Annotated in this window: 9 protein-coding genes; 6 read left to right on the plus strand and 3 right to left on the minus strand. The window is 62.0% G+C overall.

What is annotated here, in order from left to right:
• Positions 1-78: 78 nt before the first annotated feature.
• The 3 genes from FYK55_RS15505 to glgC form a co-directional block, all read right to left on the minus strand.
• Complete coding sequence (locus FYK55_RS15505; RefSeq protein ID WP_150077351.1) at positions 79-1,482, minus strand: POT family MFS transporter; 1,404 nt, start codon at positions 1,480-1,482, stop codon at positions 79-81.
• Positions 1,483-1,729: 247 nt separating this feature from the next.
• Entirely contained in the window at positions 1,730-2,662 is a 933-nt protein-coding gene (locus FYK55_RS15510) for a GGDEF domain-containing protein (protein WP_150077352.1), read from the minus strand.
• Positions 2,663-2,668: 6 nt separating this feature from the next.
• Positions 2,669-3,946: a glucose-1-phosphate adenylyltransferase gene (glgC, locus tag FYK55_RS15515; RefSeq protein ID WP_150077353.1), complete on the minus strand. Its 1,278-nt coding sequence runs from the start codon at positions 3,944-3,946 to the stop codon at positions 2,669-2,671.
• A 769-nt stretch (positions 3,947-4,715) separates the two neighbouring features.
• On the opposite strand from glgC, the gene FYK55_RS15520 reads away from it, so the two are divergent.
• From FYK55_RS15520 to FYK55_RS15545, 6 genes are all read left to right on the plus strand, one after another.
• Positions 4,716-6,194, plus strand: a complete 1,479-nt coding sequence (locus FYK55_RS15520; protein WP_150077354.1) for a Do family serine endopeptidase — start codon at positions 4,716-4,718, stop codon at positions 6,192-6,194.
• Between the two features lie 371 nt (positions 6,195-6,565).
• The gene (rpsD, locus tag FYK55_RS15525) at positions 6,566-7,174 is read left to right on the plus strand and encodes a 30S ribosomal protein S4 (RefSeq protein WP_150077355.1); all 609 of its coding nucleotides are present in this window, start codon (positions 6,566-6,568) and stop codon (positions 7,172-7,174) included.
• A gap of 255 nt (positions 7,175-7,429) precedes the next feature.
• Positions 7,430-8,872, plus strand: a complete 1,443-nt coding sequence (lpdA, locus tag FYK55_RS15530) for a dihydrolipoyl dehydrogenase (RefSeq protein WP_150077356.1) — start codon at positions 7,430-7,432, stop codon at positions 8,870-8,872.
• An 18-nt stretch (positions 8,873-8,890) separates the two neighbouring features.
• Positions 8,891-10,300, plus strand: coding sequence for a tRNA (N6-isopentenyl adenosine(37)-C2)-methylthiotransferase MiaB (gene miaB / locus FYK55_RS15535; RefSeq protein ID WP_150077357.1), 1,410 nt, complete (start codon positions 8,891-8,893; stop codon positions 10,298-10,300).
• Between the two features lie 197 nt (positions 10,301-10,497).
• Positions 10,498-11,775 carry a M16 family metallopeptidase gene (locus FYK55_RS15540; protein WP_235908722.1) on the plus strand — a complete coding sequence of 426 codons (1,278 nt, stop codon included), beginning with the start codon at positions 10,498-10,500 and terminating at the stop codon, positions 11,773-11,775.
• A 183-nt stretch (positions 11,776-11,958) separates the two neighbouring features.
• Complete coding sequence (locus tag FYK55_RS15545; protein ID WP_150077358.1) at positions 11,959-13,203, plus strand: M16 family metallopeptidase; 1,245 nt, start codon at positions 11,959-11,961, stop codon at positions 13,201-13,203.
• The last annotated feature ends 476 nt before the right edge of the window (positions 13,204-13,679 follow it).

The following is a 13,679-nucleotide window of genomic DNA, read 5'->3' on the forward strand; positions in this document are numbered from 1 at the left end:
TGGCGGCCAGGAACGTATCCCGCCGAGTCCTCCGACGATTCCGGCAACCATCGCTACCACGGCGGAGCGTCCCGCGTCCTACTGGGTCGCTTCGACATCCACCTCGTTTTCCAGGTCCTCGGCGAATTCCTGAATGTATTCCTTACCGGAGTACACCAGTGAGAACAGGACATAGACGACGGCGGCAACTGCCATCAGTCCCGTGAAGAACCAGTAGTAAGATGCCCCGGGCAGTTTGGACGTCCCGTCGGGATTGCTGATGATGGCGTTCACGCCGGCGGTGATGAAGTTGCCGAACGAGACCGACAACAGGTAGGCGCTCATCACAATGCTTTTGATCGAATTGGGCGCCTGCGTGTAGCTGAATTCCAGACAGGTGATCGACACCATCACCTCGGCGGCGGTCAACAAAACGTAAGCCAGGATTTGCCAGGAAATACTCGGGCGGCCGCCGTTCTGAATCGCCGTCTCGATCAGAGCGCTCACGGAAAAGGCCGCGACCGTGATGAACATCCCGATGCCGATCTTGCGCAGCGGAGTCAGCGGGAACACCTTGCTGATCGCCGGGTAAGCCACGTAACTGAACAGCGGCACCAATACCAGGATCAAGAACGGGTTGGCCGCCTGGATCTGACTGGACAGCAGTTCGACTCCCATCACCGTTCGATCCATGTTCTCGGCCTGCAAAACCCAGGCGCTGGCGGATTGATCGAACAGGCTCCAAAACACCGCGACGAGCAGATACAGGGGCGCCAAACGGAGCAGGGCGTTCAAACCTTCGCCGGTGAAGGCATCTCGGAACACCCCGGGGCCGCGCGGCGGAATGTGCACGAAAACGTTTCGCCCCGACCAGAACAAGAACGTGGCGATCGCCATCAAGATCCCGGGGACGCCGAAGGCGATGTGGGGCCCGAAACGATCCAGCAACCAGGGCGTCAGCAGCGTTGACGCGAACGCGCCCAGGTTGATGGCCACGTAAAACCATCCGAACACTTTGCCCAGCAGGTGGGAGTTGCGTTTGCCGAACTGGTCGCCGACGTGAGCCGAGACGCAGGGTTTGATGGCACCGGTTCCGAACGCGATCAGGCTCAATCCGATCGCCAGCCCCAGCCGAGATTCATCCAACGCCAGTGCCAAGTGGCCGAAACAGTACAGCACCGACAGCCACAGAATGGTCCTGTATTTCCCCAGCAGCCAGTCCGCCAGGAAGGCCCCAAGGATGGGCGTGAAGTACGCGACCATCACAAAGGTGTGCATCCAGAATTTCGCATCGCTTTCGCTCATCGTCGACAACTCGCCGTCGCTGCCCAGCAAGTACTGGGTCATGAAGACGATCAGGATCGCCCTCATCCCGTAGAAGCTGAATCGCTCGGCCGCCTCGTTGCCGACGATGTAGGGAATCCCCGGCGGCATCGTTTCGATCGGATACGGGGTCGTCTGCCAGCTCGGGCCGCCTTCCCCCGGGGTGGAACCGGAGGACATCTCGGACGTATCGTTGGGCGGGGTGTAGGGCACGGGATCTCGCCAGCGTCAAAAGGGATCGGACGGATTCGGACCAGGTCGTGGTGAAGGGCAGCACGCACCGGGCGGTGTTGGAAACGGAGGACAGCGTGCAGAAGAGGTGGTCCGGGACGGACCGCCTGCCCCCCCGACCTCCCGCGGGCCCTTCCGATTCGTTCTCCGGCACATCATTGCCGCAATGGCAAATCACGACAACGTTGATTCGGCATCAAGCCGCGGCCCCGACCAGTTTGACGTCCCGCCCGTCGTGGTAACAGGTGCGGTTGCGGCCCAAATCCTTGGCCAGGTACAGCGCCTCGTCGGCCCGACGGATCACCGGCCCGGAGGTCCGATCGTCCTCGGCTTCCCCCAGTCCGATACTGAATCGTACCTGCAGACGCTGACCGTGCGATTCGATCGGCATTCCCGAAACGTGTTCGCGGACGTCATCAAGATGCCGGGCGGCAAGCATCAGCGGCTGGTCCAGCAGCACCGCAAACTCTTCGCCGCCGTAGCGCGCAACGATCACGTCATCGCCCAGACGTTCCTCCAAGGCACGCGCCACGGTGGCCAACACGTCGTCGCCGATCGGATGACCAAACGAATCGTTGACCGACTTGAAATGATCGATGTCGATCAGCGCCACCGTCAGTGGCGAACCGCCGCGGGCGTGCGCCGCGAACCGACGCTCCAAGTGCTCGTCGAAGGCGCGGCGATTGAGCAGCCCCGTCAGCGGATCCGTTCGCGCCTCGGCCAGATACGATTCGATCTGCTGTCGCTGACGATTCAAATCCGTTTCGGCGGCAATCAATCCCAGCAGTTTCTCTTCGGTCAGCTGAAACTTCTCTTTGACTTGCTGCACCATCTCGGAGGTGGCAGCCGAGTCCGCGCCGGCGAACCGTTCGGTCAATTCACCCAGGGACCGTGACAGCGCGGTCGCCTGCTGACAGAACCCCTGGGACTGTTCGCCCCAAGATCGCAACAGTTCGGCAATGTGCTGTTCCCTAGCACTCTGAACCGGGTCAGGTTGCGGAGATCGGCGGCGGACCTGATCTTGCCAAAGCTGTTTGACGAACAGCCATTTCAAAGAGACGGCGATCGCGCTGAGGGAAACCAACGCAACGACAAACCACTGCGTCGAAGAAAGAGCCAAACACAGCATGCCGGGTCACCCGCCCGCAATCCGTAGCCCCGGGTGCCCGCTCAAGGCGTCGCTACCGGGGTGGATTTCTTCGTCCCGTCCGATCACCACCAGACCGCTCTCGGTCACCGTGAATCCGCGAGCCGCGTCGGCCACCGGGTCGAAACCGATTTCCGTCTCTGGAGGAATCTTGACTCCCTTGTCGACGATCACGCGCCGCAGCCGACTCCGACGCCCCACGTCGACGCGATCAAACAGGATGCTGTCTTCGACCGACGAATAGCTGTGGACGCGGACCCCGGGGCCAATGACGCTGCGGGAGACACTGCCGCCGCTGAGGATGGCGCCCTGGCAAACGATCGAATCGAAGGCCACGCCACGCCGCGACGAAACACCTTCGCTACCGAACACAAACTTGGGTGGCGGCAACATCGGTTGGTACGCCCGCACGGGCCACTGGTCGTCGTACAGATTCAATTGGGGATCGACACCGATCAGGTCCATGGTGGCTTCGTAGTAGGCATCGATCGTTCCCACATCGCGCCAGTAGGCATCCGTTTTGCGGTTCTCATCCAAGAACGGGTACGCGCACACGGTGTGCGTGTCGATGGCCCGGGGGATCACGTTCTTGCCAAAATCGTGGTCGCTGTGAACATCGGTCGCGTCGCTGCAAAGCTGTTCGTACAGAAACTTGGCGTTGAACACATAGATCCCCATCGAAGCCAGGCACACCTCGGGGTCGTCCGGCGTCGGAATCGGATCGGCCGGCTTCTCCTGAAACCCGATCACGCGATGGTCCAAATCGGTCTGCATGACGCCGAACTGACGGGCCTGGTCGACGCCCACGCGGAGCGCCCCGATCGTGATGTCGGCGCCGCGACGGCGATGAAACTCCACCATCGGGCCGTAGTTCATCTTGTAGATGTGGTCGCCGGCGAGCACGACAATGTTCTCAGGCTGCTCACGTTCGATCGCGTAGATGTTTTGGTACACGGCATCGGCCGTTCCGGTGTACCAGTTTCCCGCGATCCGCTGCTGCGGCGGGACGACATCGATGAACTCGCCCAGCTCGCGGCAAAAGTAATTGCGCCACGCCAGGTTGATGTGGCGGTCCAGCGACTGCGCCTTGTACTGGGTCAACAACAGCAATCGCTTCATGCCGCTGTTGAGACAGTTGCTGAGCACGAAGTCCACGATCCGGAACAAGCCACCAAAGGGAACCGCCGGCTTGGCCCGATCCCGCGTCAGTGGTTCCAATCGCGAACCCCGCCCCCCCGCCAAGATTACCGTCAACGTGTCACGCATCACTCATTCCATTCGGTTCTGCCTGCGTGCTATCGACCAACGCCTGGGCGGCCGGACGCGAGGATCGCGGTCGCGACGATAGCTGTCGGTTCAGCTTAACAAACTTGTCACTCGTTTTCGTCATCACGACGGATCCCGGGACAGCGCTTCCGGGTTTTTGATCAAATTGGCGTGTCGTTTGCTCGTGTACCGAGAGCCGGCGGTGATCGGATCACTTTTGGCTGACGACGCGAAAGACGCCACTGGCCGAGCGGCCAGCGAAGCCCAACCCGCTGCAAACGGACTGCAGAACTCTGCAGACCGGGACGAAGATTTCGAGAGCGAGGACTCCTAGAGCTGGACTTCGACGCAATACTTGGACCTGAAGGCATTGTGCTATGTCACTGTGGACGAGTCCTTGCGACAAGCCAGCGGGCGATCCGTGCCCGAGCTCCCTCGGCGTCAAGGCTGCGGGTCAGTGTTCCTGGGCCTCAGCACCCCGACGAACCCCTCGTCGGCTGCCCGAATTCTGCCTGGTCGTGCGTCAAACCGTAAAATCTTGATTGGCCGTGAAACTCGTTTGCCGGGAACTCCGGCGGGCAGGATTGCGGCTTCCCAGAGAAAAACCATGTTGTCCGGGGGCGGGGCTTTTGGCGATGATCGCCCGCCGCCGGACGCGCTGCCGGACGGTCCGCCACGTGGCTGAGACACCCCGGAAAGCATCAAGCAAGGCGGTGTCACTCCATGTGGCCGCTTTCCATTTCCAATTCCATCACGGAGCAGTACTGCGATGTCAAAGACCTGGAAACATATCAGCGGGGCCTTGGGAGCGATGATCCTGGGGTCGCTCGTCACCGGCGTGGTCCTGACGACCCCCGACTTCCTGCGTGACGACCCCAGCGCTCAAGAATCGGTCGGCAATGCTCCCGGGGCGGCCAACGCGCCGCTCCGCGGCCAGAACCTGACGGCCGCCAAGGACCTGTCGACGGCATTCCGCAACGTGGCGGAGTTGATGCGTCCCAGCGTGGTCAGCATCAACACGGTGCAGACGATCCAGGGTCGCCGCCTGCCCCAGGGCTTCGAAGAGCTGTTCGGGATGCCGCGAGGCATGCCGCAGCAACGCGAAGCGGCCGGGATGGGAAGCGGAGTGATCGTCCGCGAAGACGGCTACATCCTGACCAACAACCACGTCGTGGAAGCAGCCGACGAATTGGAGGTCGAATTCAGTGACGGCACCAAAGCCGAAGGCAAGATTATCGGGACCGATCCGCAAACCGACCTGGCCGTGATCAAGGTCGACCGCCAGAACCTGGCAGCGGTTCACCTGGGTAATTCCGACGCGATCCGAGTCGGCGACTGGGTCGTCGCCATCGGCAGCCCGTTCGGGTTGGACCAGACCGTGACGGCCGGGATTATCAGCGGAAAGAACCGCGTCCGCGGGATTGTCGGTGACGGGGCCGGGTTCGAAGACTTCTTGCAAACCGATGCGGCCATCAACCCGGGCAACTCCGGCGGCCCGTTGGTCGACCTGAACGGAGACCTGGTCGGCATCAACACGGCGATCATGTCGCGCAGCGGTTCAAGCGCCGGCATCGGTTTCGCCATCCCCGTCTCGCTGGCCGGACCCGTGCTGAAGTCCATCATCGAAAACGGAACCGTGCGACGCGGTTTCCTGGGCGCCAGCCTGGCACCGGTCAACCAAAAAACGATCGAAGCGTACGGACTGAAAGTCAACTCGGGCGTGATGATCGAGTCCGTCTTGGATGGCATGCCCGCCGCTCAAGCCGGCATCAAGGTCGGCGACGTGGTGACGTCGATTGACGGTCGGGCGGTCAAGACCAGCGCCCAAATGCGAAACTACGTCGCCAGCCGTCCGCCGGGCGCCACGCTGGTGATGGAAATCAATCGTGACGGTTCCGACGTCAGCCTGCGGGTCGACCTGAAAGAGCGAACGGAGGAGGTGATGGCCCAGTTCGGATCGGGAGAAATCCTGGGCGCCGAACTCGTCCCGGTCACGCCCACATCGGCCCAAAAGTACGGCTACCAAAACCTGGAAAGCGGGCTGATCGTCACCGGGATCAAGGACGACAGCGACGCCGAGCAAGCGGGGCTGATGGTCGGCGATGTGATCGAAGCCGCCGGCGGATTGGAACTCACCTCCGCCCGCCAGCTGGAAGCCGTGTTGGCGGAAGCCGAGCGGCAGAAACTGCCGGTGCGCGTCAGCATCCGCCGCGGAAACCAGCGAATGCTGATGGTCGTCCGCCAGTGAGCCGGCCGGCAGCGTGTGGAGGTGTCGCCCCCCCTCCTGGTTCCAAGGCTCCGCCTTGGAACCAGCTGCCCTGCCGGCTCCGCCGGCTGAATCCGCGGGCTTCCCGTCCCGTTGGACTTGAAATTTCGGTAGCCAACGGCCACACTCTCGCCCCTGCTAGAAATCCGATACGTGACCACCCGGGGAAAGCGTCTTTCCCGGGCGACGGATCACGTCGGCGGTGAAACCGGCATTCACGTCCTGTTGATGGACTTCGCCCCGGTTCACGGCCCAACCCCCTTTCAATCACGGCGATCTGTCTTCGCGCACGCGTCCTCCGCTATTGGCGGTGGCGGTCCGGGAATTCAGCGTCGGGACGGAGACTTTTATCGATGGCACGCTATACCGGTCCCAAAGCACGTGTGAACCGCCGCCTGGGCACCCTGATTTACGAAACCGCCGGTGCCGCTCGCGCCCTGGATCGCCGCAACACGCCGCCGGGCATGCACGTCCGCGGACGCCGCCCGAGCAACTACGGCCTGGCGTTGATGGAAAAGCAAAAAATCAAGCACTACTACGGGTTGGGTGAACGACAACTGCGTCGCTACTTCGACGCGGTTTCCCGCAAGGCCGGCAACACCGGGGAACTGTTGCTGCTGGCGTGCGAACGTCGTCTGGACAACGTGGTCCGCCGAACCGGATTCACCAAAACGCGGCCTCAGGCCCGCCAGGGAATCGCCCACGGCCACTTCATGGTCAACGGTGTGAAGGTCGACAAACCGAGCTACATGCTGCGACCGGGCGACATCGTCGAAGTTCGCAACCGCGAAAACCTGAAGAACCTGTACCGGGGTGTGATCGCCAACGCCGCGCCGGACGCATTGGATTGGGTGTCGTTCGACAGCGAAAACCTGAAGGCGACCATCTTGGGCTTGCCGGGACCCAGCGACATCAGCCTGCCGGTCGACGCCAACAGCGTGGTCGAATTCTTGTCGCGATAACGCGACAAGCCTGCCCCTTCCGGGGCTGCCTGGCTGCCGAACGCGGGGCCCACTGGCGGCCCGCGGGGACGCCGGTGGCGGACGCGGGGAAATCCCCTGCCGGATCCATTTGGCGTTTTGCCCCACGGGTTTGCGAATACAATCTGGCTTCCGCCGCGGACGCTTCGGCGTCCGTTGTTTTTTGGCATGTCGGGTGAGCCAGCGTGTTGAGCAGCCTGCGAGTTTCCTTTCTCCTGCCCACAGAACCTTTGATCCATGCATTGCCCTGTTGTTGTCTTGGGGGGTGGTCCGGGTGGCTACGCCGCCGCCTTCCTGGCCGCCGATGAAGGACTGGACGTCACGATCGTCGAAGCCGAGCCCCGCCTCGGTGGCACCTGCCTGCTGCGCGGCTGCATCCCCAGCAAAGCCCTGTTGCATGTCGCCAAGGTGATGCATGAGGTCGATGACCTGCGTTCCAACTGGGGCGTCGATTACCCGGGCCAGCCGAAGATTGACGTCGACAAAGTGCGGGCGCGAAAGGATCAGGTGATTGCCAACCTGACCGGCGGCTTGGGAAACCTGGCCAAACGACGCAATGTGACCGTGATCCAGGCGCGGGGCACGTTCGTCAATTCCACCACGCTACAGCTGGAAGGGGACGACCAGTCGATTCCCGAGGGCGGTCAGATCACGTTCGATCATTGCATCCTGGCCACCGGCAGCGTGCCGGCGATGCCGCCGGCCTTTGACATCCGTTCCGATCGAGTGATGGACAGCACCGGAGCGTTGGCACTGCAGGACATCCCCGAATCGATGCTGGTGGTCGGTGGCGGTTACATCGGTCTGGAGATGGGCAGCGTTTACGCCCAGCTGGGTTCCAAAGTTACGGTGGTCGAGTTGGCCGAAGGTCTGCTGCCCGGGGCCGACCGCGACCTGGTCAAACCGCTCGCCAAGCGGATCGACAAGCTGTGCGAAGGCCGGGTGATGACCAACACCAAGGTCGGCTCGCTGACGGAAGTCGGTGACAAGATCGAAGTCACTTTCGAGGGCCCGGGACACTTCGGTCACGAGCAATTCGATCGCGTCTTGATCAGCATCGGTCGACGCCCCGTCACCCGAAACCTGGGCTTGGAAAACACGGCCGTCGTGGTCAACGAACGGGGCTTCGTCCAGTGCGACGCGCAACAGCGAACAGCCGATCCCCACATCCTGGCGATCGGCGACGTCGCCGGGGACCCGATGCTGGCGCACAAGGCCACGCACGAAGGTCGCGTGGCGGCGGAAGTCCTGGCCGGCAAACCCGCCAGCTTTGACAAGGTGGCGATCCCCGCGGTGGTGTTCACCGACCCGGAAATCGCCTGGGCCGGTTTGACCGAAACCGAGGCCAAGCGGGACGGCCGCAAGGTCGACGTGGAAGTCTACCCGTGGGCCGCCAGCGGGCGTGCCCAGGCACTTGGGATCACCGAAGGTTTGACCAAGTGGCTGGTCGATCCCGAATCGGGACGCGTCGTCGGCTGCGGCATCGTCGGTTCGGGTGCCGGAGAATTGATTGCCGAAGCGGTCCTGGCGATCGAAATGGGCTGCGAAGTTCATGACGTGACCGAGAGCGTCCACCCGCACCCGACGCTCAGCGAAACGCTGATGAACGCCGGTGAAGTTCACTTCGGAACTGCGACCGAAATCTACAAACCCAAACGCAAGCCGGCACCGGTGGGCTGAACCATCGGTGGGCACCCCATGAGCAAACGCGTCTACATCAAAACGGTCGGCTGCCAGATGAACGTTCTGGACAGCGAGATGGTGATCGCGGACCTGAAGCGACACGGGTACACCGTTGTCGCATCCGCCAAAGACGCCGACTGCGTTTTGTACAACACCTGCAGCATTCGCGAGAACGCCGAGGAGAAGGTCTACAGCGCGCTGGGCAAACTGCGTGAAGCCAAACAACGGGATCCGGAGAAGCTGATCGGTGTGATGGGTTGCATGGCCCAAAAGGACCAAGAGATCATTTTTAAACGGGCACCCTACGTGGACATGGTCGTGGGCCCCGGACAGCTGCACACGATTCCTGAATTGCTCAGCCGCGTTCGCGACGGGCAGGGACGTCAGATGGCCGTGTCGCTGGGCCGCAAGGATGACAAACAGGCCGTGGTGGCTCGCAGCCACGAAACCTTCGACCCGCTCCGTGACCCCTCGATGCGGCCCACGCCGTTTCAGGCTTACCTGCGAATCCAAATCGGTTGCGACAAGTTCTGCACCTACTGTGTCGTCCCCAACACCCGCGGACCGGAACAGGGGCGTCCACCGGCGCAGATCCTCTCAGAAGCCCGCGTGTTGGCCGAGCAGGGTTGTCGTGAGATCACGTTGCTGGGCCAGACGGTCAACAGCTATCGATACGCCACCGACGGCGAAGACACCGACCTGGCGGGCCTGCTGGAATCGCTGCACGAGGTCGACGGGATCGAACGCATCAAGTTCGTGACCAACTATCCCAAGGACATGACGGAGCGTTTACTTGTCACGGTGCGGGACCTTCCCAAGGTGTCGCCGTACCTGCACGTGCCGGCCCAAAGCGGAAGTGACGAGGTCCTCAAGCGGATGAAGCGCGGCTACACCGTGTCGGACTACCTGGCCATGATCGAACGGATCGAACGGATCCTGCCGGAAGCGGCGATCAGCAGTGACTTCATCGTCGGATTTTGCGGCGAGACAGAACAGGACTTCCAACAATCCATTGATCTGGTGCGTCGCTGTCGGTTCAAAAACAGCTTCATCTTTCAATACAGCGTCCGACCTGGAACCAAGGCGTCCGAACGACTGGTCGACGATGTCCCCAGGGAAGTCAAGGCGGATCGCAATCACCGGCTGCTGGAAGTGCAGAACGAAATCGCGAAAGAGGAAAACGCGAAGTTGCTTGGCCGAGAAGTCGAGGTGCTGGTCGAAGGCCCCAGCAAGAAGGCCCAAGATGCCGACTCGGATCAGGCCGTTGTGCAGATGACCGGCCGGACCCATTGCGACCGGATCGTGGTGTTCGATGGCAACCGACGCCAAGCCGGCCAGTTCTTGCAAGTGCACGTCGACGACGTCAGCAGCCACACGCTGATCGGGCGGGTGAAGACCGTGGAGGTGGTGTCCATCGGCTTATGACTTCCACGTCGCGGTGCCGACAACGGGCATCGCCCCTTTGACGGCCCGCTTCCCGGCCCGCCGCGCTGGCGGCGCCGGCAACGCCGCTTCGCCCCCGCGAGATCTGCTTCTCACGGTTGCGACAACTGCCCGGATTCGGATCGGCGGCGTCTTCCAGCGATCCTACGCTCACTCTTTTCCGCTTCTACGGATTCCCTGTGACTTCTTTCACCGAATCGGCTTCCGGACGCATCACCACCCAGATCCTCGACAACGGCATGGCCGTCCTGGTGCAGCCGATGCCCTGGCTACGCACCGCCGCCTTCACGCTGTCACTGCGCGCGGGCGTGGAAGACGAACCGTTGGAAAAGTCCGGCTTGGCTTCGATGGTTTGCGAGATGGTGCAGCGTGGCGCCGGCCACCATTCCAGCCGCGACCTGGTTGCCGCGCAAGACAACTTGGGCATGGACCGAAATTCCGGTGCCTCAACCGCCACGGTTTCGTTCGGCGCCGCGATGCCGGCCGAATCATTCGACCAGGCGTTGCGGCTGTATGCTGACATCGTCCGGCGACCGCACCTGCCAGCCGACCAACTCGGGGACGCGCGGTTGATGATGATGCAGGAACTGCGCGCGATCGAAGATGAACCGACGCAGCGGGTGATGCGACGCGTCAGGGAATTGCACTACGGCCCGCGACTGGGACGCGGCAATCAGGGCACAATGGACTCGCTGGCCGCGTTGTCCTCGCTGGACGTGCAGGAGTTCTACCGGGACCATTACCACGCCGGCGGATCGATCCTGACGGTGGCCGGACGCGTCGACGCGAAGGCCGTCATCGAGCAGATCGGAGAAGCGTTTGGCGATTGGAAATCAAACGCGGTTGAAGCACCACCAGAACCAGAGGGTGTGGCCACCTACGAACACCTGCCCGCCGACAGCAGCCAGACTCATATCGCGTTCGCGTTCCCCAACATCCCCTACGGTCACCCCGACTACTTCGCCATGCGAGCCGGAATCGGAATCCTGAGTGACGGAATGAGCAGTCGTCTGTTCGACCGGGTTCGGGAAAAGCGCGGCTTGTGCTACACGGTTTCGGCAAGTTGCCACTCGCTGAAAAACGCCGGCGGCGTCTTCGGCTACGCCGGGACCACACCGCAGCGAGCCCAAGAAACTCTGGACGTGACTCTTCAGGAGATCCAGAACCTGGCCGACGACTTGGAACAGAGCGAATTGGATCGCTGGAAAGTGCGGATCGAAAGCAGCCTGATCATGGAACAGGAATCCAGTTCCTCTCGCGCCGGTTCATTGGCCAGCGACTACTTCCAACTCGGACGCGCGATGCCGACCGAGGAGCTGAGCCGCATCATCGAGTCGCTGACGTTGGAACAGGTTCGTGACTACTGGCGAACGCATCGACCCGGCCAATACCGAATCGTGACACTCGGCCCCCAGCCACTGACCGTCCCGATGGAAACATCCGCCACGTCCCGGTAAGAGTTGGCCTCAACCAGGCCGATCACCTGGTTGCACTGCCTGCTGCCGACGCCACTCAAGTCATTCGCCGAAGCCCCCGAAGACAGTCCCGATATCCCACCCAAGGCCCACTGACGGCGCGGGACCGGCTGACGCCCCATCCTTTCAACCATCCCCCGTGGCGATCAATCCGCCACCGCCAACATGCCCGAATTCAAACACGCCACGCTGCCCAGCGGACTGCGGATCGTCGCCGAAACCGATCCGCGAAGCTATTCGATGTCGCTGGGGTACTTTGTCCGCGCCGGATCACGCAACGAGTTGGATCCCCAATCGGGGCTCAGCCATTTCCTGGAACACATGATGTTCAAGGGCACCGCGCGGCGATCGGCTGAGGACGTCAATCGGGAATTGGATGAGTTGGGCGGACAATCCAACGCTTACACCACTGAGGAACAGACGGTGTACTACGCCACCGTGCTGCCCAAGTTCCAGGACCGGATTGTCGATCTGCTGACCGACATGATGACGCCCACACTGGATGAACAGGAATTCGAGACCGAACGTCAGGTGATCCTGGAAGAGATCGCCAAATATGAAGACCAGCCGCCCTTCGGCGCTTTCGAACGCGCCATGGAGATTCATTTCTCCCCACGCGGCCTGGGACGGCGCGTGCTGGGAACCAGCGAATCGATCGAAGCGATGACGGCCGATCGGATGCGGGACTATTTCCACACGCGCTACCGTCCCGAAAACATCGTGTTGGCCGCCTCGGGCAACGTGGACTTTGATGGCTTGGTGGCGATGGTGCAAACCGCGACCGAAGGCTGGTCGGGACGCCGCGCCGCTGAGTCCTTGGTGCCAGACGATCCCGATCAGCTGCCCGCGGGCATCGAGCTTGGGAATCGGCTGGCGATCGCGGATGCGATGCAGGCGTATTCGATCGAAATCGGAAACGGCCCGTCCTCTGAGGGCGATGAACGATACGCCGGCCGGCTACTGGCAACGATTCTGGGCGATGAGGGTGGCAGCCGATTCTTTTGGGACCTGATCGATACCGGACGGGCCGAGGTCGCCACTTGTTGGCCGCAGGAATTCAGCGATTGCGGTGCCTGGTTCACCTACCTGGTGTGTTCGCCCGGCGACCTGGAAAGCAACCGACGCTTTCTTCACGATTTGGTCGCCAACGTGGTCCGGAATGGTGTGACCGAAGAGGAGCTGCAACAAACGATCAACAAGATGACGGCTGGCTACATCATGCAAAGCGAACGCCCCAGCAGTCGGCTGTTCGGACTGGGGAATCGATACCTGATGTACGGTCAGTACTTGAGTCTGGACCAGACCCTGGAGAAGATCCGGGCAGTGGATCAAGCGGCGATTTCCGCCGTCGCAAAACGCTACCTGGCCGCCGAGCCGACAGAGATTCGCGCGCAGATGACTTCGCCGTGAATGAGTCTGTCAGAGACCGACGGCCCGACAGCGACGGGATCGTGAGAACCGGTAACGGAGCATCCATAGCTAAATGTCATGTGGATCGTTCAGTCTCTCTCCGGGCAATGGAATCTGCAGAACTGCAGACACTCGCAAATACCCTTCACCCTCCCGTCTTGGAGGTCGTGCAGTTTTCCGATCGAGGGAAAAGCGTGCTTTTCTGAAATTCACCCTCCCTCCGGGAGGGTCAAAGGCGAGGCACGAGCCTTTGGGGAGGGTGTGTTCGTGAACCCACTGAAATCAATCGGGCCGGACAACCCTCCCCGCGTCGTCGCAAGCTCCTCCGCGACCCTCCCGGAGGGAGGGTGATTCAAAGCTGCAGGACCTCCTTGCGGGGTCGGAGACGAGGAACGAGGCTCCGGGGAGGGCAGAATCGGAAGCGAATCCCAAGATCTCTCGACTCAGTGACCACCCTCCCCGCGTCGTCGCAAGCT

It is taken from the genome of Roseiconus nitratireducens (assembly GCF_008629675.1).
GTDB classification, from domain to species: Bacteria; Planctomycetota; Planctomycetia; order Pirellulales; family Pirellulaceae; genus Stieleria; species Stieleria nitratireducens.

Bases quoted from the DNA above. Each gene is read 5' to 3' on its own strand.
- FYK55_RS15505 (WP_150077351.1), bottom strand. From the start codon at position 1,482: ATGTCCTCCGGTTCCACCCCGGGGGAAGGCGGCCCGAGCTGGCAGACG.
- FYK55_RS15510 (WP_150077352.1), bottom strand. From the start codon at position 2,662: ATGCTGTGTTTGGCTCTTTCTTCGACGCAGTGGTTTGTCGTTGCGTTG.
- glgC (WP_150077353.1), bottom strand. From the start codon at position 3,946: ATGCGTGACACGTTGACGGTAATCTTGGCGGGGGGGCGGGGTTCGCGA.
- FYK55_RS15520 (WP_150077354.1), top strand. From the start codon at position 4,716: ATGTCAAAGACCTGGAAACATATCAGCGGGGCCTTGGGAGCGATGATC.
- rpsD (WP_150077355.1), top strand. From the start codon at position 6,566: ATGGCACGCTATACCGGTCCCAAAGCACGTGTGAACCGCCGCCTGGGC.
- lpdA (WP_150077356.1), top strand. From the start codon at position 7,430: ATGCATTGCCCTGTTGTTGTCTTGGGGGGTGGTCCGGGTGGCTACGCC.
- miaB (WP_150077357.1), top strand. From the start codon at position 8,891: ATGAGCAAACGCGTCTACATCAAAACGGTCGGCTGCCAGATGAACGTT.
- FYK55_RS15545 (WP_150077358.1), top strand. From the start codon at position 11,959: ATGCCCGAATTCAAACACGCCACGCTGCCCAGCGGACTGCGGATCGTC.